The organism is Nonomuraea ceibae, assembly GCF_019396325.1.
Lineage (GTDB): Bacteria > Actinomycetota > Actinomycetes > Streptosporangiales > Streptosporangiaceae > Nonomuraea > Nonomuraea ceibae.
Genome location: NZ_JAHKRO010000016.1, coordinates 88157 through 113439 on the forward strand (window position 1 = coordinate 88157; position 25283 = coordinate 113439).

Below are 25283 nucleotides of genomic sequence, written 5' to 3' on the forward strand. Positions count from 1 at the left end.
CGCTGCCGTGCCTGGGCTAGCGTCGCATGGTGGCGACGGCTGCCCTGAACCCCTCGCGCGGGTGCTCCATCTCACCCAGCGAGATCGTCTCGCGCTTGAAGAACAGGGCCAGGGTCCAGTCGACGACGACACGGACCTTGCGGTTCAGCGTAGGCACCCGCGACAGATGGTAGGTGCGGTGCATGAACCACGCAGGGAATCCGCGAAGCTTGACGCCGTAGACGTTCGCGACACCCTGGTGCAGGCCGAGACCGGCGACCGATCCGACGTACTTGTGGCGGTAATCGACCAGTTCCTGCCCGCGAAGGTGGCGGACGATGTTGTCGCCGAGCACCTTCGCCTGACGGACGGCATGCTGGGCGTTGGGCGCGCAGTACTGGCCGGGGTTGGTCACGTCGGGCACGCCGGCCGCGTCACCGGCGGCGAACGCGTCGCGGGTGCCGGCGAGCGTGAGCTTGGTCGTGGTCTTCAGCCGGCCGCGCTCGTCGAGCGGCAGGTCGCTGTCGGCGACGACCGGGCTGGGCTTGACGCCCGCGGTCCACACCAGCGTCTCGGCCTCGAACTCCGAGCCGTCGCTGAGCACCACGTGACCGCCGACGCACGATTCGAGCCGGGTGTCCAGCTTGACGTCGATGCCGCGCTCGCGGAGCTGCTCCAGCGTCCACTTGCCCATCTCCGGCCCCACCTCGGGCAGCACCCTGTTGGTGGCCTCGACGAGCACCCAGCGGATGTCCGAAGGCTTGATGTTGCGGTAGTAGCGGGTCGAGTGCTTGGCCATGTCCTCCAGCTCGGCCAGCGCCTCGACGCCGGCGAAGCCCGCCCCGACCACCACGAACGTCAGCGCCCTGCGGCGCACCTCCGGGTCCTCGGTCGACTCGGCCACGTCGAGCAGGTGCAGCACCCGGTTGCGCAGCGCGATGGCCTCGCCCACGGTCTTGAAGCCGATGCCGATGTCGGTGAGCCCGGGGATGGGCAGCGTGCGCGAGATCGAGCCCGCGGCCATGACGATGACGTCGTAGGCGACCTCACGCGGCGCGCCCTCGGCGGGCTGGAAGGTGACCGTGCGGGCCGCGTGGTCGACCTTGGTCACCCGGCCGTTGAGGATGCTCACCTTGGGCAGCACCCGCCGCAGCGGGGCGACCATGTGCCGGGGCGACAGGTTGCCCGCCGCCGCCTCCGGCAGGAACGGCTGGTAGGTCATGTAGGACTGGGGGTCGATGATCGTGATGCGCACCTCGCCGGCGCGCAGCTCCCGGGAGAGCTTGCGCTGCAGACGCAGTGCCGTGTAGAGACCGACGTAACCGCCGCCGACGATCAAGATGTGCTTGTTCATGGCCCCATCCCTCGATGGATAGCTTGTGAAAGCATTCACAAGCTTACGCCACGCTTATCCGCGAAGGCCAACGCGGGGATGGTGCAACGCGTCACACCGAGAGCTCGACCGCCCGCGCGAAGATCCCGTCGAGCATGTCGGCCGTCACCCTGCCGGTGAACGTGTTCTGCTGGCTCGGGTGGTAGCAGCCCAGCAGCGTCACGGGCGCGCTCCCGTACGTGACCTCGACCTCGGCGCCGTGCCCGAACGGCGGCCTGCTGCGCGGCAGCGCGTAGCCCGCCTCCCGCAGGGCCGGCCACATCGCCTGCCAGGCGTAGCCGCCGAGCGCGACGACCACCCGCACGCTGCCGGCCACCATCGCGATCTCACGGGCCATCCACGGGAAGCAGGTGGCCTTCTCCTCGGGCAGCGGCTTGTTCGCGGGCGGCGCGCACCGCACCGACGCCAGCATCCGCGTCCCGACCAGCTTCTGCCCGTCACCGGCGTACGTGCTCGTCGCCTGCACCGCCAGCCCGGTGCGGTGCAGCGAGGCGAACAGCCAGTCGCCGCTGCGGTCGCCGGTGAAGATCCGGCCGGTCCTGTTGCCGCCGTGCGCGGCCGGAGCCAGGCCGACGAGCAGGATCCGCGGGTGCTCCTCGCCCCACCCGGCGATGGGCCGCCCCCAGTAGGTCTCGTCCGCGAACGCCCGCCGCTTGACGTCGGCCACCTCCTCGCGCCAGGCCACCAGGCGCGGGCAGGCCCGGCAGACCGACTGCCGGGCGGTGAGGTCGGCCAGGTCGCGGCTGGAGTCCGCCAGCGCGCGCACGTCCGAGGGACCGGCGGCCACGGGCGTGGCGGGGGTCGCGGGGTCGTCGGGCCAGCCGGTGCCGGGAGGTACGTAGCTCATGACACCGATGGTGCCCGATCAGCGCGGCTCGGACGTCGCGCAGGCCGACGGCGCGGGCACCACGTCGGACTTGCCGCCCTCCAGCTCGCGCAACCGCCTGGCCTCGGCCTCCTCGGCGGTCACCAGGGGCAGCGGGTAGCGGTTGCGGATCACGTCACCGCACGCCGGGTCGATCTCCAGGCCGTGCTCCTCCGGCGACAGCACGAGCGGCCTGCCGTCCTGGTCGTAGACGTCCACGCCCACGAGCGCCTTGCCGTCCTTGTAGAGCCGGATGTTGGTGACGGCGGCGGCGAACGGCGATCCCGAGCCGACCAGCACGACATCGGGCCGCACCGACTGCGGCGTCGGGGAGAACGCCTGCTCCGGGACGGGTGCGGCGCCCGCCAGCATCCCCGCCAGCAGCGCCACCGCGGCCGCCGCGTTGGCGGCGACGGCCAGCGAGAGGGCCGGCCATCCCCCGCGGCGCCGCCCCAACCACACCGACGCCGCCACGGCCACGGCGACCACCAGGATCTCGACGGCGCCGCCCGGCACGAGTCCGGGACCCTCGGCCGCCGGGCCCGGATTGAGCGCCAGCGCCGCCATGCCCAGCGCGTAGCCCCGCAGCACCCACCAGCCCGGCCGCAGCTCCCGCAGGAAGCCCGTGGCGCCCCCGTAGAGGCTGTGCCGCCGCACCCGGGCCACGAACCCTGCGGCCATCTCACGCGGCCTCCTGCGGCCGCTGACGGCCTCGGGGCGGCCCGCGTAGGCGGCCCGGAGCTCCTCGGCGTAGGCGTCGGGCGGGCCGAGCCGGTCCTCCAGCGACGCGTCCGACTCGGCGGCGATCTCCGCCAGATGGTCGTCCAGGTCCTCCAGCAGCTCCTCGCGCTCGGGATGGCGTGCCAGAGCCTCGCGCACGGCCCGCGCGTAAGCATCGTGATCAGTCATGCGGCCCCTCCTTCAACAGGGAGTCCATGGTGGCGGCGAACGAGGTCCAGGTCGCCGCCGACGAGGCGAGCTGCCGGCGTCCGGCGTCGTTGAGCCCGTAGTACTTGCGGTGCGGCCCCTCGTCGGAGGCGACCACGTACGAGGTCAGCGCGCCCGCCTTGAACAGGCGGCGCAGCGTGCCGTAGACGGACGCGTCGCCGACCTCGGTGAGCCCGGCCTCCCTGAGGCGGCGGACGACGTCGTAGCCATAGCCGTCGCGGTCGTCGAGCACCGCCAGGACGGCCAGGTCGAGCACGCCCTTGAGCAACTGGCTGCTATCCACGCCATGCACACTACTGTGCAAAGCGTAATAGCGGCAAAAGGAAAACCGGGCGGCGCCAGGCGCCACCCGGTTCAGCGATCTCAGACCTTCTTGCAGGGCGCCTGGAAGGAGGCCGGGACCGCCTTCAGGAGCTTGCCGCTCGGGTCGAAGATCTTCAGCTCGGCCACGCCGTCCTTCGTCAGCTCGTTGAAGTTCTGCGAGAAGGAGACCGTGGTGGAGCCGTCACCGATGTTCGCGGAGCCGAGGTGCGTGCCCTCGTACGTCCACACGGCCTGGCCCTTGAAGCCGTTCTTGCCGGTCACCGTGGCCGAACCGGACAGGGTGCCGGACGGGCAGGTGTTCTCGCTCGCGCTCACCGAAGCGCCGGAGACCTCGTAGGAGGGCTCGGGCTTGGGCTCGTCACACGCAGCGTAGGACTGCGTGATGGAGTCGCTGTTGTTCGGGCCGTAGACCGACAGCGTGATCTTGCCGCCGTTCTTCGCGGCGCCGTGCAGCGCCCGCTGCGAGAGCGAGACGTTCTTGGTGCCGCTGCCGAAGTAGCGCGAACCCTGCTCGACCGCCTGGCCGTTCACGGACCAGACCCACCGGACGTCGGCGGCGCGGTTGAGGTTGATGTTGGCGTGCGCGCTGACCTTGCAGCCGTCGTGGTTGGTCGCCGTCACCAGGTCGGAGGCGGAGACCTTCACAGCCGGGGCCGGCGGGGTGTAGTCCTTGCACCAGACCTTGTAGTAGGCCCGGTTCGAGTACTCACGGTCCGGGCTCAGGATCTGCAGGACCGCGGAGCCGCGCTGGCTGTGACGGGCGGTGATGCCCGCGTAGACCTTGCGGGAGTCCCAGACCTTGACCTTGCCGTAGTCCACGACGTCACCGTTGACGACCCAGCGGTAGCGCACCCAGGCCGGGCGGTTCACGGTGATCCGGCCGGCGAAGTGGATCCGCTTGCCGGGGTCGCACGAGCCCACGTAGTGGGACGGGCTCGCCCAGGCGCGCGCGGAGACCCGCACGTCGTCGCGGGTGCCCTCGAGCTTCATGCAGTTGACCGAGAAGTAGCTCTTCTTCGAGGTCACCGTGCGCGGGCCGAGGACCTGCAGGGCCTGCCAGCCCTTGACGTCGCCCTTGAAGGTGACCTTCTCGGTGACCTTCACGGACTTCGTGCCCTTGACCTTGACGGTCTTGACCTTGCTCTTCGAGCCGTCGCCGTGGAGCCAGCGGTAGGCCAGCGTGGTCTTGGCCTTGCTGGAGACCTTGACCGTGGCGGAGAACGTCACCGACACCGGACAGGCGCCGACGTAGTCACGCTCCGACACCTTCGGCGTGGAGACGGAGACCTTGGCCTTCGTCTTGGCGGCCGCTGCCCCAGCGGTCGCGGAGGAGGCCGTGGCGGCCTGAGCGGGGCTGGACACCAGCCCGGCCACCAGGCCGGCCAGCACGAAAGTGGAGGCGCCGAACGCCGCCACCTTCCGCGCTAACACAGAGGACTTCATGAATGAGGCTCCATTCCGTGAGGGAAGAGATGCGCTCGGGAACGGTTGCCACGCCGACAGCCCTCTTGTGTCGCGCAATATGGCAAAGCCCCCGTTATGCACGATCACTAAAGCACAGAACTGATTGCGCGCTCAACACGAACGCAAGCGAGTTATGTCCCGATTTAGCCACTTTTCAGGCCAGGGACCACGCAATTCCATCGAGAATGTCATGCTCACTCACTACTACCTGCGCAAATGTGAACCGCCTCACGATGCGGTCCAGGATGAGCGCCCCCGCGCCGATGACGTCCACCCGGCCCGGATGCATCACGCCCAGCGCCGCCCGCTCACCATGCGTCATCGCCAGCAGCCGCCGCGTCACCTCGTGCACCTGCTCGGCGGAGATGCGCGAATGGTGAATGCGCGCCGGGTCGTACTCCGGGAGCCCGAGCGCGACGCCCGCGACCGTCGTCACCGAACCGGCCAGCCCCACCAGCGTGTGCGCCTGGCGCACCGGGACCTCGGCCTCGACCCGGTCGAGCGCCTTCTCGACGTCGGCCACCACCGCCTCCAGCGCCTCGGCCGACGGCGGGTCGCCCGCGTCACGCAGGTGGCGCTCGGTCAGCCGCACGCAGCCGATGTCGACGGAGATCGCCGCCTCCGCGTGACGGGAGCCGACCACGAACTCGGTCGAGCCGCCGCCGATGTCGACGACCAGATAGGGCGGCAGCGGGCCCTGCGGCACCTCGGTCTCCGGCGACAGCCGCAGCAGGCCCCGCGTCGAGCCGGTGAACGACAGCTCCGCCTCCTCCGCGCCCGTCACCACCTCCGGCGCGACGCCGAAGATCTCCCGGACGCCGTCGGTGAACCGGTCGCGGTTGTCGGCGTCACGGGTGGCGCTGGTCGCCACCACCCTCGTGGCGACGGCCCCGTGCCGGTCGATCAGCTCGCGGTAGCGCAGCATGGCGCCGAACGTGCGCTCCAGCGCGTCGGGCGACAGCCGCCCGGTCCGGTCCACGCCCTCGCCGAGCCGGACGATCTCCATCCGCCGCTCGACCTCGGTCAGCGAGTCGTCGCCGACGTCGGCGATCAGCAGCCGCACCGAGTTGGTGCCGCAGTCGACGGCGGCTACGCGCATGGTCCCTCACTCCACCAGTCGGGGAGCGCGTCCAGCGCCTCCCTGCCGAACGGGTTGCTGCCGGGCACCGCCAGCTCGTGCGCCACGAGCGCGTGCAGGCACTTGACCCGCAGCGGCATGCCGCCGGTGCTCTGCATGTCACGCGGGAGCGGCTCCAGGCCCTCCTCCTCGGCGGCCTTGTCACGCCGGGCGACGTAGTCGTCGTGCGCCGCCTGGTAGGCGGCGGCCAGCTCGGGGTCGTCGGCCAGCCGGTCCTGCATCCGGCGCATCAGCCCGGAGCCCTCCAGCGTGCCAATCGCGGAGGCGGCCCGCGGGCAGGTCAGGTAGTAGAGCGTGGGGAACGGCGAGCCGTCGGGCAGCCGCGGCGCGGTCTCGACCACGTCGGGGTTGCCGCACGGGCAGCGGTGCGCCACCCCGCGCAACCCTCGGGGAGGCCGCCCCAGCTGCCGCTGGACCGCCTCGACGTCACTGCTCTCCAACGCTCTCCTACTCCCCCTCGCCGGCCGTGCCGGCCTCACCGGTCTTGTCAGTCTCGCCGGTCTTGCCGGCCGGGTCGGCTTCGCCGGACGTGTCGGCCGGGTCGGTCACGCCCGCCCGGCGGCCGGTGCCGTCGTCGGCGGCCTGCACCGACTCCCAGAGCGTCTGGTACCACGGCGGCGCCGCCGCCGGCCGCTTGACCGCCGTCCTGCCCTTGCCCGGATCGGCGTCCATCACCACGTAGCACTTCTCGCCCGGCCCGCAGTAGTGCAGCCGCTCCTTGGCCGTGCGCTTGATCCAGTTGGGGTCGCGCACCTGCTGCGCCTCGGCGAGCAGGCGCTGGCGCTCGGCCTCGACCCGCGCCTTCTCCTCCCGGAGCTCGGCGATGTTGCGCCGCTGGGCGATGTACTCGCGCACGGGGTAGGCCAGGCTCATGGCGATCGCGCACACCACGATCGCCAGGATGGCGGCTCGCCCGGTCAGCTGCGGTCTCTTCGCCAACGCACTACCCCCTCAGACGGCGACGGGACCCGCGGCAGGACTCGCCCACCGCGGGCCGTACCCGAAACTAGCGCTGGAACCGCGGGAAAGCGTCACGACCCGCGTAACGGGCGGCGTCGTCGAGGATTTCCTCGATGCGCAGCAGCTGGTTGTACTTGGCCACCCGGTCGGAGCGGGCCGGCGCGCCGGTCTTGATCTGGCCGCAGTTGACCGCCACGGCCAGGTCGGCGATCGTCGTGTCCTCGGTCTCGCCCGAGCGGTGGCTCATCATGCACTTGTAGCCGTTGCGGTGGGCCAGGTCGACGGCGTCGAGGGTCTCCGACAGGGTGCCGATCTGGTTGACCTTGACCAGGAGCGCGTTGGCGGTGCCGGCCTTGATGCCGCGCTCCAGCCGCTCCGGGTTGGTGACGAACAGGTCGTCGCCGACGAGCTGCACCCGGGAGCCGAGCGCCTCGGTGATCGCGCGCCAGCCCTCCCAGTCCTCCTCGTCGAGCGGGTCCTCGATGGAGACGAGCGGGTAGTTGTCGACCAGGTCCTGGTAGAAGGCGATGAGCTCCTGGGCGGACAGGCCCTTGCCGTCGATGGTGTAGACGCCGTCCTTGTGGAACTCGGAGGCGGCCACGTCGAGCGCGAGCGCGATGTCCTCGCCGGGCCGGTAGCCGGCCTTCTCGATCGCGACGAGGATCAGGTCGAGGGCGTCGCGGTTGGACGGCAGGCTGGGCGCGAACCCGCCCTCGTCGCCCAGGCCGGTGGCGTAGCCCTTCTCCTTCAGCACGGACTTGAGCGCGTGGTAGACCTCGGTGCCCATGCGGACGGCGTCGCGGAACGTCGGCGCGCCGATCGGCGCGATCATGAACTCCTGGATGTCCACGTTGGTGTCGGCGTGGGCGCCGCCGTTGAGGATGTTCATCATCGGCACGGGCAGCACGTGCGCGTTGGGGCCGCCCACGTAGCGGAACAGCGGCAGCTCGGCGCTGTCGGCGGCGGCCTTGGCCACGGCCAGCGAGACGCCCAGGATGGCGTTGGCGCCCAGCTTGGCCTTGTTGGGCGTGCGGTCCAGGTCGATCATGATCTGGTCGACGATGCGCTGGTCCTCGGCCTCGACGCCGTGGATCTCGTCGAAGATCTCGTCGGTGATGGCGAGGACGGCCTTCTGCACGCCCTTGCCGTTGTAGCGATCGTCGCCGTCGCGCAGCTCCACGGCCTCGAACTGGCCGGTGGACGCGCCGCTCGGCACCGCGGCGCGGCCGGTGCTGCCGTCGTCGAGGATCACCTCGACCTCGACCGTCGGGTTGCCCCGGGAGTCGAGGATCTCGCGCGCGTATACGACCTCGATGGTAGCCACGGGATGCGCTCCTAAATCGAAAGGCAATATGGGTCTAGAGCCTATCGGCCCTCTCGCGACTCCCAGGCGCGCACCCTGTCGCGGTAGGCGCGTGCGGCGGCACGCAGCTCGGCCTCGGCGTCGACCCCGGCCTCCTGGGCGCGTCGCACCAGGTCCCACAGCTCGCGGGCGACCCCCTGGCCGACGGCGGCGGCCAGGCTCCCGGGCGCCCCGCCGCGCTCGGCCCGCCGGACGAGCTGGGCCGCCAGCGAAAGCGCGGGCTGGCCCAAGGGCACCCCGTCGAGCAGCGACTCGCCGCCCTTGGAGGCCCGCTCGGCCGCCTTGATGGCCTCCCAGTTGTCGTTGACCTGGTCGGCGGTCTCGGCCCGGACCGAGCCGAACACGTGCGGGTGGCGCCGCACCAGCTTGTCGACGATGCCGGCGGCCACGTCGTCCATGTCGAACCCGTCGGCCACCCGCGCGTGGAACACCACCTGGAGCAGCAGGTCGCCGAGCTCCTCGCGGAGCGCCGGGTAGTCGGACTCCTCGATGGTCTCCAGCACCTCGTACGCCTCTTCGAGCAGGTACGGGACCAGCGACTCGTGGGTCTGCTTGCGGTCCCACGGGCACTCGACGCGCAGCCGGTCCATGACCGCGACCAGGTCGAGGACGCGGGCGCCCGGCAGGTCGTAGGAGCCGGGCACGACCTCGATCAGGGGCGGGTCGGCCAGCGCGACGGCGGCGTGGCCGAGCGCGCGCATGAAGTCCTCGTCGTCACCGGAGGCGAGCCACACGACGGTGTCGGTCACGGCCCGCCTGGCCAGCGAGGCCGGGTCCGGCGTCACCACGTCGACCTCGACCCCGGCCTCGGCCAGGTAGGGGAGCTGCGGGTGATCGGCGGAGCCGGTCAGCACCGGGCCGGAGCGCAGCGCCTGCCACGCCTGGTGGCTCAGCAGCCCCGGCGCGACGCGCGGCGAGGTGGTGACGACGACGAGTGGCATGCCTAGCCCTGCGGCTGCTGCTGCGGCTGGGCGGGCTGCAGCGGCTTGCCGAAGCGGCCCGGGTCGACGAAGCCCTGGTCCTGCTGGAAGGTGCCGTAGCGGGGGCTGAACTGCGTCTTGATGGAGTTGTACTCCTCGGCCCACATGGCCGCGGCCTGCTGGCTCTGGGTGCCGCCGAACTTCTCGATCAGCTTGGCCGCGCCCAGCTCGGCGCGCAGGTAGGGGCGCGCACCGGCCGGGGCGACGCCCTTGGACAGCAGGTTCATCTCGGGCGACTGCTGCTGGCCGGGCTGCTGGAGCGCGGCGTCGACCTCGGTCTCGGTGACCGTGATGCCGTGCTTGGCGGCGAGCTGCTGGTAGCGGGCCTGGTTGGTCATCCGGAACAGCACGAACTGGGTGACCGGCACGCCGAGCTGCTCGGGCGTGATGTTGGCCTTCTTCAGCGCGGCCTCGAACTCCTGGACGTTCCGGGTGAGATCGCTGGCCGAGATCCGCTGGTTGCCGACCACGGCCGCCGCGCCGGCCTCGACAGGGGTAGAGCAGGCGGTCAGCGCGAGGACGCTGGCTCCCGCCGCGGCAGCGACCAAAACCGCTCGTATCGACTTCACGTGCATCCCTTCGACAAAAATCGCCGCTAGCTTACCCGCGCCGGCTCGAGGAACATCGCCTCCACCAGGTCGCCACACCATTTGAGCAGGTCCAGGTCCCGCAGCAGCTGCCCGCCCAGCGGCTTGGTCTTGGGCACCGGCACCAGCAGCGTCTCGGCCGCCTGCTTGTAGACGGCCTTCTTGTAGAGCCGGTCGAGCCGGACCTGCTGCGACTCCTTCAGCACGGCCGGGCCGAACTTGATGTTCTGCCCCTGGAGCGTGACGTCGGTCAGCCCCGCCTGCCGCGCCTTGATCCGGAACCTGGCGACCTCCAGCAGGTTCTCCACCTCGACGGGCGGCTTGCCGTAGCGGTCGGTCAGCTCCGCGCGCACCTCGTCGATGTGGATGGGCGCGGAGATCGCCGCGATCCGCTTGTACGCCTCCAGCCGCAGCCGCTCGGAGGTCACGTAGTCGTGCGGGATGTGCGCGTTGATCGGCAGCTCGACCTTGACGTCGTGCACCTCCTCGGCCGGCTCGGCGCCCGACAGCTTGGCCTTCTGCTCCTGCACGGCCTCGGCCATCAGCCGCACGTACAGGTCGAAGCCGACACCCGCGATGAAGCCCGACTGCTCGGCGCCGAGCACGTTGCCGGCGCCGCGGATCTCCAGGTCCTTCATCGCCACGTACATGCCGGCGCCCATCTCGGTGTGCTGCGAGATCGTGGCCAGCCGCTCGTGCGCGGTCTCGGTCAGCGGCTTCTCCGGCGGGTAGAGGAAGTACGCGTAGCCGCGCTCGCGGCCTCGCCCGACCCGGCCGCGGAGCTGGTGGAGCTGCGACAGGCCGTAGTTGTCGGCCCGGTCGACGATGAGCGTGTTGGCGTTGGGCACGTCCAGCCCCGACTCCACGATCGTGGTCGAGACGAGCAGGTCGTACTCGCGCTCCCAGAAGCCCACCATGATCTTTTCGAGCTGGTGCTCGTTCATCTGGCCGTGCGCCACCGCGACGCGCGCCTCGGGCACCAGCTCGCGCAGCCGCGCGGCCACCCGGTTGATCGAGGCGACCCGGTTGTGCACGAAGAAGATCTGCCCGTCGCGCATCAGCTCGCGCCGGATCGCCGCCGCGATCTGCTTCTCGTCGTACGGGCCGACGAAGGTGAGGATCGGGTGGCGCTCCTCCGGCGGGGTGAGGATCGTGGACATCTCCCGGATGCCGGTCAGGCCCATCTCCAGCGTGCGCGGGATCGGCGTGGCCGACATCGCCAGCACGTCGACCTGGGTGCGCAGGTGCTTCATGGCCTCCTTGTGCTCGACGCCGAACCGCTGTTCCTCGTCGATGATGATCAGGCCCAGGTCCTTGAACCTGACCTCGGGGCTGAGCAGCCGGTGGGTGCCGATGACCACGTCGACGGCGCCGGTGCGCAGGCCGTCGAGCGTGCCCTTGATCTCGGCGTCGGTCTGGAAGCGGGAGACCGGCTTGAGCGTGACGGGGAAGCTGGAGAAGCGCTCGGTGAACGTCGACATGTGCTGCTGCACCAGCAGCGTGGTCGGCACCAGCACGGCCACCTGCTTGCCGTCCTGCACCGCCTTGAAGGCCGCGCGCACCGCGATCTCGGTCTTGCCGTAGCCCACGTCGCCGCAGATCAGCCGGTCCATCGGGACGCCGCGCTCCATGTCGCGCTTGACCTCGTCGATGGCTTCGAGCTGGTCACCGGTCTCGGCGTAGGGGAAGGCGTCCTCCATCTCGCGTTGCCACGGGGTGTCGGGGCCGAAGGGGTGGCCGGGCGAGGCCATGCGCGCCGAGTAGAGGCGGATGAGCTCGCCGGCGATCTCCTTGACCGCTTTCTTGGCCCGCGACTTGGCCTTGGCCCAGTCGGCGCCGCCCATCCGGTTGAGCGTGGGCGCCTCGCCGCCGACGTAGCGGGTGACCTCGTCGAGCTGGTCGGTGGGCACGTAGAGGCGGTCGCCCTTGGCGTACTCGATGACCAGGTATTCGCGGGTGGCGCCCTGGACGGTGCGCTGGACCATCTCCACGTAGCGGCCGACGCCGTGCTGCTCGTGCACGACGTGGTCGCCGACCTTGAGCTGGAGCGGGTCGACCATGTTGCGGCGGCGCGAGGGCAGGCGGCGCATGTCCTTGGTGGACGCCTTCTGGCCGACCAGGTCGAGGTGGGTGAGGACGGCCAGGCCGGGGGTGACGAAGCCGTGCTCCAGGAGGCCGGTGGTGACGTGGACGACCTTCGGCTCCGGCGCCTTGTCCAGATATTTCGTGAGACGGGCGGGGACGTCGACGCCCTTCAGCACCTCGACCATGCGCTCGGCCGGGCCGTGCCCCTCGCTGAGCAGCACGACCGCCTTGTCCTCGGCCAGCCAGCCCTTGACGTCCTCCAGCGCCTTGCGGGTGTCGCCCCGGTAGGCCTCGGAGTCGTGCGCGGCCAGCTCGACGCCGGTGCCGAACGGCGCCATCGACCACCACGGCTGCCCCAGGGAGCCGGCGTGGTCGCGGATCTCCTCCAGCGAGCGGAACGCGGCGGCCCCGAGGTCGATCGGCGCCTCGCCGCCGGCGGCCGCGTTGATCCAGGACGCCTCCAGGAACTCCTGCGAGGTGCGCACCAGCTCCTCGGCCCGGCTCCTGATCCGCTCGGGGTCGCAGACGAACACCGCGGCCCGGTCCGGCAGGTGGTCGATCAGCAGGTCCATCTCCCCGGCCAGCGCCGGGGCGAACGCCTCCATGCCCTCGACCGGGGTGCCCTCGGCGAGCTGGTCGAGCACCTCGGCGAGCGCCGGGTGCCGCTCGGCCAGCTCCCGCGCCCTGGCCCGGACCTCGCCGGTCAGCAGCAGCTCGCGGCAGGGCGGCGCGAACAGCCCGTCCTCGGCCGCCTCCAGCGAGCGCTGGTCGGCCACCTTGAACCAGCGGATCTCCTCGACCGTGTCGCCCCAGAACTCCAGCCGCAGCGGGTGCTCCTCGGTGGGCGGGAACACGTCGAGCAGCCCGCCGCGCACCGCGACCTCGCCGCGCTTCTCCACCATGTCGACCCGGTGGTAGCCGTTGCCCACCAGGTTGGCCACGACCTCGTCCAGATCGGCGTCGTCGCCGGCCCGCAGCCGGATCGGCTCCAAGTCGCCCAGGCCCTTCATGATCGGCTGCAACAGCGCCCGGATCGGCGCGACGATCACGTTGAGCGGCCCGGCGGCGATGTCGCCCTTGACCGGGTGCGCCAGCCTGCGCAGCACGGCCAGCCGCTGGCCGACCGTGTCGGAGCGGGGCGAGAGCCGCTCGTGCGGCAGCGTCTCCCAAGCCGGGAACACCGCGACCGTGCTGGGCTCGATGAGGCTGGTCAGCGCCGCCGCCAGGTCCTCGGCCTCGCGGCCCGTCGCGGTGACGGCCAGGACCGCGCGCTGGTCGTGCCCGGCCAGCGCGGCCACGCCGAAGGGCCGCAGCGCGGCGGGCGCGACGAGGGCCACGTCGCCGCCCTGTTCGAGGGCGGCGGCCAGGCTCGGGTCGGCGGAGACAAGGTCAAGCAGTCCGGAAAGACTCATCAGTCAGCCCCATGGCAACACGACTACCCCCGGCCGAACGGCAGCGGGGGTGTGGTCGTTCCAGACTACTGGCCGGGTGCCCCTCACCCGTCCGCCGCCAGCACGCGCGGAAACGCTCGCGAGGGACCGATGTCCCTTACTCTTCGACAGTTATTGATTACTGTGGGTCACATGTCTGACGTGCGGTCGGTCGCCCAAGGGGGCGATCTCTTTGTTCAGCGGATCCGCGAGCAGTGGACCGGTCAGCTCGGCCGGCGCCTCGACGTGCTGGTCGCCGGGTGCGCCCACGACGAGCCGCTGGCGCTGGGGCGCATCGACGTCCGCGTCACGGGGGTCGACGAGGACCTGCCCGCGATACGCAGAGTGGTCGAGGAGCGGGCCGACCTGGTCGCCTGGACGCTAGGCGACCTGCGCTCGGCGGCGCTGCCGCCCCGGGCCTACGACGTGATCCAGCTCTCCTTCCTGCTGGAGCGCATCGAGCACGCGGAGCTGGTCTTCGACCGGCTGCTGCAGTCACTGCGGCCGGGCGGCCTGGTGCTGCTGCGGATGCGCGACAGGAACTCGGCCTACGCGCTGCTGGAGCGGCTCACGCCGGCCTGGGTGCGGCGGCTGCTGTGGCGGCGGCTGGTCGTGCCGGGCACCCCGGGGCCGCTCCCGGTCGTGCACGGGCCGCTGGCCTCGGCCGACGGGATGCACGCGTTCTGCCTGACCCGGGGCCTGCTGATCACCGACGAGGAGACCGCGACCAGCGGGCCCGCGATGGGCCGGGTGGGCGGCGCGCTCGTCGGCCTGGCCTCCCGACTGACCCGCGGGCGATACCCTGCCACCCACGACGAGATCACGATGGTCATCAGGAAGCCCGAGTATCACTTCGCCCGTCTGATCTAGCGGCCACACCGAGTACAGTGGTATTTTTTCCTACCAATGTAATCGGGATAGTTGGGATGAACGATCGTGGAGTGGACCCCCGACGCGCGCGAGCTGGCCGATCTTGAGCTGCTGCTTTCGGGGGCGTTCCAGCCGCTGACGGGGTTTCTCGGCCACGACGACCTCCACACGGTGCACGAGCGCGGCACGCTGGCCGACGGCACCCCGTGGCCCGCGCCCGTCACGATCACCCTGCCCGACGAGGTGACCCCGGGCGAGGAGGTCACGCTGCTCGACCCCGAGGGCGTGCCGCTGGCCGTGCTGAGCGTGACCGAGCGGGGTCACGACGGGCTGGCGGCCGGCCCGGTGAAGGGCCTCGGCGCGCCCGAGCACGGCCCGTTCGCGCGGCTGCGCCGCACGCCCGACGAGGTCCGCGTCGACCTGGGCGGGCGCGACGCGCTGGCCGTCACGATGCGCGGGCCGCTCGACGACCTGGGCGAGATCGTCGCCACCGCCAAGGAGCTCGGCGCCGTCATCCTGCTGCTCCCCCTCGCGTACGGCGAGGCCGGGCCGGGCGTCGTCAGGGCCGCGCTGCGGGCCAGGGACCAGCTCCCCGAGGGCACGATGGTGGTGCCGGTGCCGCTGGCGCCGCGCGACGAGCCCGAGATCGACCTGGAGCTGCGCGAGCACGTCGCCTTCGCCTACGGCGCGAGCGAGCACCTGGCCGGGCCCGACCCGGTGCGCATCCCCGGGCCGCCGCACCGGCGCGGCCTGGTGGTGTTCTTCACCGGCCTGTCGGGGTCGGGCAAGTCCACGATCGCCCGCGGCCTGCGCGACGCGCTGCTGGAGCTGGGCACCCGCACGGTCACCTACCTCGACGGCGACGTGGTGCGCCACCTGCTGTCGAAGGGGCTGACGTTCTCCAAGGCCGACCGCGACCTCAACATCCGGCGGATCGGGTTCGTGGCCGCCGAGGCGGCCCGCCACGGCGGCCTGGCCATCTGCGCCCCCATCGCCCCCTACGCGGAGACGCGGGCCGAGGTGCGCGAGATGGCCGAGTCGGTCGGCGCCGACTTCCTGCTCGTGCACGTCGCCACGCCACTGGAGGAGTGCGAGCGCCGCGACCGCAAGGGCCTGTACGCCAAGGCGCGGGCCGGCCTCATCCCCGAGTTCACCGGCGTCTCCGATCCGTACGAGGAACCGGACGACGCCGACCTGACGATCGACACCACGCACCTGTCGGTCGAGGCGGCCGTCGGGCGGGTGCTCGACACGCTGCGCGGCGGCGGGTGGGTGCGATGATCGACCTCCCGCTCATCGCCGGGTCGTTCCTGGTGGCGATCGTCGTCGGATTGACCGGCATGGGCGGCGGCGCGCTGATGACGCCGATGATGATGCTGTTCTTCAACGTCCCGCCGCTGGCCGCGGTCTCCAGCGACCTGGTGGCCTCGGCGGTGATGAAGCCGGTGGGCAGCGTCGTCCACCTGCGCCGGGGCACGGTCAACCTCAAGCTGGTCGGCTGGCTCTGCGCGGGCTCGGTGCCGACGGCGTTCTGCGGGGTGTTCCTGGCGCGGGCGTTCGCGGTGGGCGACGGGGTCAAGTACGCGCTCGGCGTCGCCCTGCTGCTCGCGGTCGCCGGGCTGGCCGCCAAGGCGTGGCTGGGCGACCGGGGCGGAACGGCGGAGGCCCGGGAGATCGTCGTGCGCCCAATACCGACCCTACTGGTCGGTATGGTAGGCGGCCTGGTCGTCGGAGTGTCGTCCGTGGGCTCCGGGTCGCTCATCATCGTGGCGCTGATCGCGCTCTACCCGGCGCTCAAGGCCAACCAGCTCGTCGGCACGGACCTGGTCCAGGCGGTGCCGCTGGTCGTGTCGGCGGCGCTCGGCCACCTGCTGTTCGGCGACTTCCAGGCCGACCTGACGCTCTCGCTGCTCGTCGGCTCGATCCCCGGCGTCTACCTGGGCGCGCGGATCTCCTCGCGGGCGCCGGGCGGGCTGATCAGGGCGATGCTCGCGATCGTGCTGCTGGCCTCGGCGCTCAAGCTGCTCGACGTGCCCAACACGGTCACCGTGATCGCGCTGGTGGCGGCGACGGCGGTCGTCGTGGCGGGCTGGCGGTGGCGGGTCAGGGCCGCGGCACGCGAGTCGCGCGGAAGTGCGGATCTCTCGCGAGCTCGGTGAACGCCCGGTCGGCCGTCGGCTCGGTGTCGAAGCTGGTGTTGCCCCTCGGGGCGTGCGGCGAGTCGAAGTAGACCAGCGCCTTGATCTGCGGATAGCGGCGGATCTGCCGGCGCACCGACTCGTAGAAGGCCCGCTTGAACGCCGGGTCGTCGGCCCGCTCGAACACGCCCCACTCCGCGACCATGACCGGTTTGCCGGGGAAGCGCCACTGCATCCACCGGTAGAAGCCGGGCCACTCGTCGAAGTCCTCGCGTGTCTTGTTGACCAGCGTGCCGAAGTCCTGCACCCGGCCGTCGGCGTAGGGGTCCATGGCCACCCAGTCGACCACGTCGTCACCCGGGTAGAGCTCCTCGAACCACGGCTTGGACGCCCAGTTGGGCGCGCCCATGTAGGTCATCACGGTGACCGCGTTCTTCACCCCGCGCTCGCGCAGCCGGAGCACGACGTGGCGGAACATCTCGGCGTAGTCGCCGGCCCGCATGCCGGAGCCGGCCGCGGCGTCGACGTCGTTCTCCGGCTCGTGGTAGATGGTCAGGAAGAATCGCTCGGGGAACGTGCGCCGCAGGTAGCGGGCCAGCCGGTCGATCCGGGAGTCGATGGCCCCGTCGGCGATCTCCGCCCAGGTGTGGCCGAACGACGGCTTCCAGTTGACGAGCAGCAGCCGGGGCCTGGCCGGGTCGCGGGCGAGCCGGATCTCCTCGTCGGTCGGGAACAGCTCCCTGCCCCGGTGGTAGACGTGCAGGATGTCGGCCTTGGCGCCCATGCGGTGCTCGGCGTTCTCCAGGGCCCGGGTCACGCCCGCGCCGGTGAAGATCTCCGGCGCGATCCCCCACCAGGCGCCGCAGGACGGGATGAGCCTGCTGGTGACGGCGCACTCGGGCGGGGTCGCCACCACCGGCGGCAGGCTCGCCCGGGCCGCGACCGGCGTCTCGTCGGCCGCCGAGCAGGCGGACAGCACGACGACCAGCGCCGGCACCAGAGCCCACGCGATGATATGTGGCGAATTATGCGGCAAAATGACCCGCCCCCCTCATTCAAGCCCCCGCCCGTCAACCCTGAACCATGCCACGCCCATGCCGGATCGTCAGCCGAGACCGCAGATCAGGGGCGGTACGGCCGCCGTACATATCCCTTTATCGCCGGTTATTGAAGGACGAATTCCCGCCCGTACGGGAGAAAATCTTGGGTAATCGACCTGGGTAATATCCGGCCCGCCTATAGTGGGCGCACACCTCGGCACGTGACGCAGAGTCGCAGAAGCGCGACAATCCGCTACGCACTTCAGGGAGACGCGCCTCCATGAGCTCGACGCCGGACTGCCCGGCCCACCGCTCCGGCACCGAGCTGGGGGCGCACCTTTCGCTGCTCCGCAGGCGCTGGCTGCTGTTCCTGGGCTGCTTCCTGGCCGGCGGCACGATGGGGCTGGCGCTGATGCGGCTCACCCCGCCCGCCTACACCGCCACCACCCAGGTCCTCGTCACCCCGGTGGGCGTGCCCGAGCAGGGCAACCAGGTGACCGCCAGGCAGCGCGAGCAGCTCAACCTCGACACCGAGGCGCAGATCGCCCGCTCCGGCGTCGTCGCCGCTGCCGCCGCCCAGATCGCCGGCATCGCCGAGCCGGAGCCCGTCGAGGTCACGGTGCCGCCCAACTCGGCGGTCCTCCTCATGACCGTCACCGCGCCCGACCCCGTCGCCGCCGCCACCCAGTCGCGCGCCTACGCCGACGCCTACCTGGCCCACCGGGCCGACGGCGCGCAGGCCGCCATCACCTCCCAGCAGAAGCTCATCCTGGCCAAGCTCAAGCAGGTCAACGCCGCGCTCGCCAAGGCCGTCACGCAGCTCGGCGGGCTGCGCCGCGGCACCGCCGAGCACACGCTCGCGCTCCACCGGCAGGGCGTGCTCAACCGGCAGGCCAGCAGCCTCACGCTCAAGTACGACGCGCTCAAGACGGTCCCGGTGACGCCCGGCTCGGTCATCAGCCCGGCCGAGCCGCCGTCCGCGCCCAGCTCGCCCAGCCTGCCGCTCCACCTGGCCTCCGGGCTCGTCGCCGGGCTGCTGGCCGGGGCCGGCGCGGCGAGCCTGCGCGACCGGCTCGACACCCGGCTGCGCACCGCCGCCGACGTCGAACGGCTGACCGGGCTGCCCGTCCTGGCCGACCTGGCACGCCCGGCCGAGCTCGCCACCTCCGTCGTCTCCGCCTGCCCCGGCAAGTGGCTGCTGGTCAAGGCCGTGCCCGCCGAGCTCGGCACCGCGTCCGTGATCGCGCCGCTGGCCGCCAGCGCCCCGCTGTCGGTGCTCAACGGCGCCGAGGTGGGCGACCTCGGCCGGGCCGACGCGGCGGTGCTGCTCGTCGGGCTGGGCGAGGCCACCGCCGAGCAGGTCGCGGCCGCCGTACGACAGGTCGGCCGGCACCGCGTGCCCGTCATCGGCGTGGTGACGACGACGGACCTGACGCCCGCGCCCGTGCCCGAGCCGCGCCGGCCCAACACGCTCGGCAAGCTGGTCGCGAGCGGCGAGCTCGCCGAGAGCGGCGCCCTGACGACGCCGATGAGCACGCCTGTGCATACCCCCGCGCACAAGCCCGTGAACCGCCCGGTGGGCTCGCTGGGCAAGCCGACGTGAAAGGGCCCGCCTGGCCCATCGGCGCGCTGCTGCTCGGCTATCCGGTCTGGTGGGCGCTCGGCTTCGGCGGGCTGTCGGTGGTCGTGCTGGCCGTGCCCATGGCCGTCATCCTGTTCCGGCGGCGGCCGGTGCGGGTGCCGCGCGGGTTCGGGCTGTGGGCGCTGCTCATCGGCGGCTACCTGATCAGCGCGCTGATGCTGGGCGAGATGCCGCCCGGCACCTACGGCGAGCTCGGCGCGGGCCGGCTGGCCGGCTACGGGATGCGGCTGGCGCTCTACCTGTCGCTCATGATCATGGTGCTCTACCTGGGCAACCTCACCGAGCGGGAGCTGCCGCAGCTCCGGCTGGTGCGGATGCTCGGCGTGCTGTTCGTGACGACCGTGGCGGGCGGGCTGCTCGGGCTGCTCGCGCCCGGATTCTCCTTCACCTCGCCGGTGGAGATGCTGCTGCCCGACTGGCTGGCGGGCAACCCGTTCGTGCAGAACCTCATCCACCCGACCGCCTCCCAGACGCAGAAGGTGCTCGGCTACTCCATGCCGCGCCCGGAGGCCCCCTACGAATGGGCCAACGCGTGGGGCAGCAACGTGTCGGTGCTGCTGGTCTGGTTCGTGGTCGGCTGGTGGGTGTACGGGTCGCGCCGCCGCCGGGTGGTCGCCGTGGCGCTGGTCGCGCTGGCCGCCGTGCCGATCGTCTACTCGCTCAACCGCGGCCTGTGGATCGGGCTCGGGCTGGCCGTCGCGTACCTGATCGTCCGGGTGGGCGGCCGGACCAGGCTCATGCTGTGCGCCGGGGCGGTGGCGGCGGCGCTGGTGTTCGCGCTCAGCCCGCTGGCCGGGCTCGTCATGCAACGCCTGGACAAACCGCACTCCAACGACATCCGGGCGTTCACCGTGTCGGCCACGATCGAGGCCGCCACCCACTCCCCCGTCGCCGGCTACGGCAACACGCGCAACGCGCTCGGCAGCCATCGCACGATCACCACCGGCAAGACCGGCTGGTGCGCGGGCTGCGGCCATCCGCCGCTGGGCGCCGACGGGCAGCTCTGGCTGCTGATGATCACCCAGGGGTTCACCGGGGCCGTGCTCTACGTGGCGTTCTTCGCCGGGGCGATCCGCCGCCACTGGCCCGACCGGACGCCGGTCGGGCTGGCCGGGGTGCTCGTGATGTGCCTGGTGCTGCTCTACATGTTCGTCTACGACGGGCTGGTCACGCCGCTGAGCCTCTACTTCATCTCCTTCGCCCTCCTGTGGAGGAACACGCATGCACGACCATAGGATCCGGCTGCGCTATCTCGGCGACACGCTCGACCTGCTCTTTCCCGGCACCGGGTCACCGCGCCCCTACACGGTGCTGCCCCACCCCTACCTGCCCCGGCGACTGGCTCCGCGCCGCTGGTGGCATCCGGGGCCGAGGGTGATGCTGCCCGCCGAGGGATCGATCGGCGACCACCTCGGCGAGGTGTTCGGCACGCCGGTCGAGCTCGTCGTGCACGTGCGGCCCGCCCGCCGGGCCAACCGCAAACCGGTCCTGGAGGCATACTCGGCGAGGGCGCGGCTGGCGTACGTGAAGATCGGCGACAGCGAGCGGGCGCGCGCGCTGGTCGCCAACGAGGCCGCCGTGCTGTCCCGGCTTGCCGACCGGCCGCTCAAGAGCGTCGTCGCGCCCAGCGTGCTCTACCACGGCACCTGGCGCGGGCTCGGCGTGCTCGCGCTGTCGCCGCTGCCCGCGCGGCGCGGCCGGGTGCCCGAGCCGCTGCTCGTCCGCGCCGTCAAGGAGATCGCCGCCACCGGCGACGGCGCGTGGCACGGCGACCTGGCGCCGTGGAACATCGCACCCGCCGCCGACGGGCGGCTGCTCGTGTGGGACTGGGAGCGCTACGCGACCGGGGTGCCGCACGGGTTCGACGCGATGCACCACTTCTTCCAGCGGGCGCTGCGGCGCATGGACCCGCCCACCGCCGCGCGCGCCTGCCTCGCCCAGGCGTTGCGGGTGCTGGCGCCCTACGGGCTCTCGGCGGCCCAGGCCAGGCGGACGGCGCTGCTCTACCTCGTCGCGCTGGCCGACCGGCACGCCACCGACGGGCACGAGCCGCTGGGGCCGCCGCAACGCTGGCTGTCCCCGCTCGTCGACCACGAGGAGCCGATCCTGTGAAGCCGATGAAGCGGCCCGTGCTGTCGGTTTCGCGCGGGGCCGGGCGGTTCACCTCGGGGGCGCGCGTGCTGCCGTCGTTCCTCATCATCGGGGCGCAGCGGTGCGGCACCACCTCGCTCTACCGGGCGCTGGCACAGCACCCGCTGCTGCTCAAACCGGTGCTGCACAAGGGCGTCCACTACTTCGACACCGGCTACCGGCGTGGGCTGCCGTGGTACCGGGGGCACTTCCCGCTGCGCGTGGGGGCGGCACTGTTGGCTCGCCGCCACGGGGCCCCGGCGCAGGCGTTCGAGTCGTCGCCCTACTACCTGTTCCACCCGCTGGCCGGCGAGCGCATCGCCGCCGACCTGCCGGGGGTCAAGCTGATCGTGCTCGTGCGCGACCCCGTCGAGCGGGCGTGCTCGGCACACGCCCACGAGCTCGCCCGCGGGTACGAGACCGAGTCCAGCTTCGAGTACGCGCTCGAACTGGAGGAGCGGCGGCTGGCCGGGGCCGAGGAGAGCCTGCGGGCACGGCCGTACTCGGTGCACCATTCACACCGGCACCACGCCTACGTGGCGCGGGGCCGCTACGCCGCGCAGCTCGACCGGCTGGAGCCGCTGTTCGGGCGGGAGCGCATCCTGGTGCTCGACAGCCACCGGTTCTTCGCCGAGCCCGAGCCGGTCTACGACCGGGTGCTGGACTTCCTGGGCGTGCCCCGGCTCGGCTACCCGGCGTTCGAACGGCACAACGGGCGGGCGCTGCCGAGGCCGCTGCCCGCGTCGCTGCGGCGGGCGCTGCGCGAGCGGTTCGAGGCGGACGACGCGCGGCTGGTGCGCTGGCTGGGGGGTGCGCCGTCGTGGCGGTGACGGGTCTGGCCCGCAGCGGCGCGGCGGGGCTGGCCGGAGCCGCGGTGGGGGCGCTGGCGCAGTTCGCGCTCGTGGTCGTGGTGACCAGGGGGCTGCCTGCCGCCCAGGCGGGCGAGTTCTTCGCGGTGACCGCGCTGGCGTTGCTGGCCGCCGGGGTGGCCAAGCTGGACGCGGGGAACGGGCTGGTGTACTTCATCGCGCGGGCCGGGACGTACGGCTATCTCGGCGTTTCCGGATATGTCAGGGCAGCGGTGGTGCCCGTCGCCGTGGTCGCCACCGCGGCCGGGATCGCCCTCCACCCGCAGCTCGGGCCGCTGGCCTGGGCGCTGCCCGCGATCGCCGTGGCCGACGTGCTGCTCGCGGCCACCCGCGGGTTCGGGGCGATGCGGCCCACCGTGCTGCTCGACGGGATCGTGCTGCCCGTCGGCCAGCTCGCCCTCGTCGCCGCCGCCCTCGCCCACGCCTCCGCGCTGCCCCTCGCCTGGGCCGCCCCGTACCTGATCGTGGCCGTGCTGGCCGGGCTGGCGCTGCGCGGACGGGCGCCCCGCACGCCCTACCTGCCCGGCACCGGGCGCGACCTGTGGCGTCACACCGCGCCCCGGTCGGCGGCAGGCGCCGTCCAGGCCGTGTTCCAGCGGCTCGACATCGTGCTCGTCGCAGCGCTCGGCGGGCCCGTCCAGGCCGCCGTCTACACCGCCGCCACCCGGTTCAAGGTCGTCGGGCAGCTCGCCAACCAGGGGCTCTCCCGCGCCGCGCAACCCCGCCTGGTGAGCGCGCTCGCCGACGGCGACCTCGCCCGCGCCCGCGAGCTCTACCAGGTCACCACCATGTGGCTGGTGCTGCTCACCTGGCCCGTCTGGCTCGGCTACGCCGCGCTCGCGCCCTGGCTGCTCGACCTGTTCGGCGCCGGCTACGACGCCGCCGCGCCCGTCGCCCTGGTGCTCGCCGCCGCCATGATGGCGGCCACCGCGTGCGGCATGGTCGACGTCGTCCTCACCGCCGCCGGGCACACCACCGGCAGCCTGCTCAACCTGCTCGCCGCGCTCGGCGTCACCGTGCTGCTCGACCTCGCGCTCATCCCCGCCCACGGCGCGCTCGGCGCCGCGCTCGGCTGGGCCGGCGGGCTGCTCGTCAAGAACGCCCTGCCGCTCTGGCAGCTCCACCGCCGCTACGGGCTGCGCCCCTTCGGCCGCCACAGCCTCGGCGCCCTCCGCCTCCGCGCCTGGGCCGCCGCGTGAACCCGCCCGTGCTCGTCACCGGGCTGCCCAGAAGCGGTACGAGCTGGACCGGCAAGATGCTGGCCGCCGGCGGCGAACTCGTCTACGTCAACGAACCGCTCAACCCGCAACACCCGCCCGGCCGCTCCCCCGGCGTGCTGCGCGCCCACGTGACCCACCGGTTCCAGTACATCTGCGACGACAACGCCGGCGCCTGGCTGCCCGCCTTCCGCGACACCGTCGCCCTGCGCTACCGCTGGGCGGCCCAGCTACGGGCCAACCGCACCCCGTACGACCTGGCCCGCATGATCCGCTACGGCGCCGCGTTCGGGCTCGGGCGCCTGACCGGGCGGCGGGCGCTGCTCGACGACCCGTTCGCGGTGCTGTCGGCCGGCTGGTTCGCCACCCGGCTCGGCTGCCGCGTCATCGCGCTCGTCCGCGACCCCGTCGCCTTCGTGGCAAGCTGGCAGCGGCTCGGCTGGACCGTCTACTTCCACGAACTGCTCGAACAGCCCCTCCTCGTCCGCGACCACCCCGAGGTCGAGCTGCTGCGCCCCCTGATCGGCTCCCAGGACCGGCTCGCCAAGGCCGCCACGCTGTGGCGGGTGACGCGCACGATCCTCTCCCGCCTCCCCGGCATCCACGTGACCTCGTACGACGACCTCGCCGCCGACCCCCTGCCCGGCTTCCGCACCCTGTACGACCACGCCGGGCTCACCTGGACCCCCGCCGCCGAACGCCGCATCACCCACGCCTGCACCGCCCCCGCCGGGCCCGCCCGGAGCTTCGCCTGGACAGGGCTCTCCCGCACCGCCTACCGGCCGATGGACTCCCGCCAGGCCCTGCGCACCGCCGCCCGCGGCCTCACCCCGGCGGAGATCGCCCGCGTCCGCGCCCTCACCGCCGCATGACCCCGCGCCTGGCCTCCAGCAGCAGCCGCACCGCGAACGGCAGATCGTCCACCAGGTAGCGCCTGGCCAACCGGCCCGGCTCCGACCCCAGCCGGAACGCCCACTCCAGCCCGGCGCGCCGCATCCACCCCGGAGCGCGCGGCACCGTCCCGGCCGCGAACGCGATCGCCGCCCCGCAGCCCAGGAACCAGGCGCCGGGCAGCTCCTGGCGCAGGTCGCCGATCAGCAGCTCCTGCCGGGGGAAGCCCAGCCCCACGAACACCAGCCGGGGCCGCGCCCGCACCACGTCGCCCATCACCCGCTCGCGCTCCGCCGGGCGTGCGTCGAACCCGTACGGCGGCGACACCGCGCCCCGGACGTCAAGCCCCGGACAGCGGAGCGCCAGCTCCCCCGCCGCGCCCTCGGCGGCCCCGGGCGGCCCGCCGAGCAGGTAGACCGGCCAGCCGCGCCGCGCCGCCCGCGCGCTCAGCGACCAGATCAGGTCCGCGCCCGTGACCCGCTCCGGCAGCGGCGTCCCCGAGATCCGCGACGCCCACACCAGCGGCATCCCGTCGGCCACCACCACCTCGGCCCGCCGCACCAGCTCCCGCAACCCGGCATCCCGCGCCACGGCCCGGCAGATGTCCACGTTGGGCGTCACGATCTGCCCCCCGCGCCCCGCCTCCACCTCCCCGCTCACCCAATCCACCACCTCGGCCTCGGTGACGGCATCCACCCCCACCCCACCCACCACCACCCGCCGCCCAGCCGACAGCACCCCAGGTGAGCCCGCCCCCTCCAGGACGGCGGCACGCGGCCTGCCGGGCAGCGCCTCCTGGGTCGCCTGCGAGCGACGCCCACCCACAGCCGCGCCACGCCGCAGCGCCCCAGCGCCCGCCCCCTCCGGGACAGCGGCACGCGGCAGCGTCTCCGTTGGGGAGTCGGCCGCCGGGGTGGTGTCGCGTGGTCGGGTGAGCGTGGCCGGGGGGCGGTGGGGGGCTCCGGGGGGT

General features: G+C 72.5%; 23 protein-coding genes. 9 read left to right on the plus strand and 14 right to left on the minus strand.

The genetic code is table 11. The annotated features are described in order from the left end of the window. Nucleotides 1-16: 16 nt before the first annotated feature. The 12 genes from KME80_RS13990 to mfd all read right to left on the minus strand — a co-directional run bounded on the left by KME80_RS13990 (nucleotide 17) and on the right by mfd (nucleotide 13498). Complete coding sequence (locus KME80_RS13990) at nucleotides 17-1333, minus strand: NAD(P)/FAD-dependent oxidoreductase (RefSeq protein ID WP_219505055.1); 1317 nt, start codon at nucleotides 1331-1333, stop codon at nucleotides 17-19. A 91-nt stretch (nucleotides 1334-1424) separates the two neighbouring features. Beyond that, on the minus strand, nucleotides 1425-2219 hold the full coding sequence (locus tag KME80_RS13995; RefSeq protein WP_219505057.1) for a uracil-DNA glycosylase: 795 nt from the start codon (nucleotides 2217-2219) through the stop codon (nucleotides 1425-1427). Nucleotides 2220-2237: 18 nt separating this feature from the next. Next, the gene (locus tag KME80_RS14000) at nucleotides 2238-3146 is read right to left on the minus strand and encodes a serine/threonine-protein kinase (protein WP_219505058.1); all 909 of its coding nucleotides are present in this window, start codon (nucleotides 3144-3146) and stop codon (nucleotides 2238-2240) included. Continuing rightward, nucleotides 3139-3468 (minus strand): PadR family transcriptional regulator, encoded by a 330-nt coding sequence (locus KME80_RS14005; protein WP_219505061.1) that lies wholly within the window; start codon nucleotides 3466-3468, stop codon nucleotides 3139-3141. The genes KME80_RS14000 and KME80_RS14005 overlap by 8 nt, the downstream gene beginning before the upstream one ends. 80 nt (nucleotides 3469-3548) lie before the next feature. Beyond that, nucleotides 3549-4952, minus strand: coding sequence for a hypothetical protein (locus tag KME80_RS14010; protein WP_219505063.1), 1404 nt, complete (start codon nucleotides 4950-4952; stop codon nucleotides 3549-3551). A 175-nt stretch (nucleotides 4953-5127) separates the two neighbouring features. Further along, nucleotides 5128-6072 (minus strand): Ppx/GppA phosphatase family protein, encoded by a 945-nt coding sequence (locus tag KME80_RS14015; protein WP_219505065.1) that lies wholly within the window; start codon nucleotides 6070-6072, stop codon nucleotides 5128-5130. Continuing rightward, entirely contained in the window at nucleotides 6063-6551 is a 489-nt protein-coding gene (locus tag KME80_RS14020) for a DUF501 domain-containing protein (RefSeq protein ID WP_219505067.1), read from the minus strand. Before KME80_RS14020 ends, KME80_RS14015 begins: the two co-directional genes overlap by 10 nt. Before the next feature lie 7 nt (nucleotides 6552-6558). Next, entirely contained in the window at nucleotides 6559-7050 is a 492-nt protein-coding gene (locus KME80_RS14025; protein ID WP_219505069.1) for an FtsB family cell division protein, read from the minus strand. Nucleotides 7051-7117: 67 nt separating this feature from the next. After that, nucleotides 7118-8395 (minus strand): phosphopyruvate hydratase, encoded by a 1278-nt coding sequence (eno, locus tag KME80_RS14030; RefSeq protein WP_219505077.1) that lies wholly within the window; start codon nucleotides 8393-8395, stop codon nucleotides 7118-7120. Nucleotides 8396-8436: 41 nt separating this feature from the next. Next, nucleotides 8437-9375, minus strand: a complete 939-nt coding sequence (locus KME80_RS14035; RefSeq protein WP_219505079.1) for a nucleoside triphosphate pyrophosphohydrolase — start codon at nucleotides 9373-9375, stop codon at nucleotides 8437-8439. Between the two features lie 2 nt (nucleotides 9376-9377). After that, entirely contained in the window at nucleotides 9378-9983 is a 606-nt protein-coding gene (locus tag KME80_RS14040; RefSeq protein WP_219505081.1) for a SurA N-terminal domain-containing protein, read from the minus strand. A 26-nt stretch (nucleotides 9984-10009) separates the two neighbouring features. After that, nucleotides 10010-13498 (minus strand): transcription-repair coupling factor, encoded by a 3489-nt coding sequence (gene mfd / locus KME80_RS14045; protein WP_219505083.1) that lies wholly within the window; start codon nucleotides 13496-13498, stop codon nucleotides 10010-10012. 171 nt (nucleotides 13499-13669) lie between these two features. On the opposite strand from mfd, the gene KME80_RS14050 reads away from it, so the two are divergent. From KME80_RS14050 to KME80_RS14060, 3 genes are all read left to right on the plus strand, one after another. After that, nucleotides 13670-14386, plus strand: a complete 717-nt coding sequence (locus KME80_RS14050) for a class I SAM-dependent methyltransferase (RefSeq protein ID WP_219505085.1) — start codon at nucleotides 13670-13672, stop codon at nucleotides 14384-14386. A gap of 66 nt (nucleotides 14387-14452) precedes the next feature. Beyond that, a complete protein-coding gene (gene cysC / locus KME80_RS14055) occupies nucleotides 14453-15667 on the plus strand; it encodes an adenylyl-sulfate kinase (protein WP_219505087.1) in 1215 nt (404 codons plus the stop codon). Beyond that, the gene (locus KME80_RS14060; protein ID WP_219505090.1) at nucleotides 15664-16545 is read left to right on the plus strand and encodes a sulfite exporter TauE/SafE family protein; all 882 of its coding nucleotides are present in this window, start codon (nucleotides 15664-15666) and stop codon (nucleotides 16543-16545) included. The genes cysC and KME80_RS14060 overlap by 4 nt, the downstream gene beginning before the upstream one ends. On the opposite strand, the gene KME80_RS14065 is transcribed toward KME80_RS14060, so the two are convergent. After that, the gene (locus tag KME80_RS14065) at nucleotides 16490-17521 is read right to left on the minus strand and encodes a glycoside hydrolase family 26 protein (protein WP_308125754.1); all 1032 of its coding nucleotides are present in this window, start codon (nucleotides 17519-17521) and stop codon (nucleotides 16490-16492) included. The genes KME80_RS14060 and KME80_RS14065 overlap by 56 nt on opposite strands. 323 nt (nucleotides 17522-17844) lie before the next feature. Between KME80_RS14065 and KME80_RS14070 the strand changes: the two genes are divergently transcribed. Genes KME80_RS14070 through KME80_RS14095 form a run of 6 tightly spaced genes read left to right on the plus strand, consistent with a single transcriptional unit; the run spans nucleotide 17845 to nucleotide 24294 of the window. After that, the gene (locus tag KME80_RS14070) at nucleotides 17845-19167 is read left to right on the plus strand and encodes a Wzz/FepE/Etk N-terminal domain-containing protein (protein ID WP_219505092.1); all 1323 of its coding nucleotides are present in this window, start codon (nucleotides 17845-17847) and stop codon (nucleotides 19165-19167) included. After that, complete coding sequence (locus tag KME80_RS14075; RefSeq protein ID WP_219505094.1) at nucleotides 19164-20441, plus strand: hypothetical protein; 1278 nt, start codon at nucleotides 19164-19166, stop codon at nucleotides 20439-20441. The genes KME80_RS14070 and KME80_RS14075 overlap by 4 nt, the downstream gene beginning before the upstream one ends. After that, entirely contained in the window at nucleotides 20428-21318 is an 891-nt protein-coding gene (locus tag KME80_RS14080) for a hypothetical protein (RefSeq protein WP_219505096.1), read from the plus strand. Before KME80_RS14075 ends, KME80_RS14080 begins: the two co-directional genes overlap by 14 nt. A gap of 5 nt (nucleotides 21319-21323) precedes the next feature. Then, a complete protein-coding gene (locus KME80_RS14085) occupies nucleotides 21324-22166 on the plus strand; it encodes a sulfotransferase family protein (RefSeq protein WP_219505118.1) in 843 nt (280 codons plus the stop codon). Beyond that, complete coding sequence (locus KME80_RS14090; RefSeq protein ID WP_308125755.1) at nucleotides 22157-23404, plus strand: lipopolysaccharide biosynthesis protein; 1248 nt, start codon at nucleotides 22157-22159, stop codon at nucleotides 23402-23404. Before KME80_RS14085 ends, KME80_RS14090 begins: the two co-directional genes overlap by 10 nt. Further along, nucleotides 23401-24294 (plus strand): sulfotransferase, encoded by an 894-nt coding sequence (locus KME80_RS14095; protein WP_219505098.1) that lies wholly within the window; start codon nucleotides 23401-23403, stop codon nucleotides 24292-24294. The genes KME80_RS14090 and KME80_RS14095 overlap by 4 nt, the downstream gene beginning before the upstream one ends. Here the strand turns inward: KME80_RS14095 and KME80_RS51810 are convergent. Next, on the minus strand, nucleotides 24281-25283 hold a 1003-nt coding region (locus KME80_RS51810), incomplete at its 5' end, for a WecB/TagA/CpsF family glycosyltransferase (protein WP_308125756.1). The genes KME80_RS14095 and KME80_RS51810 overlap by 14 nt on opposite strands.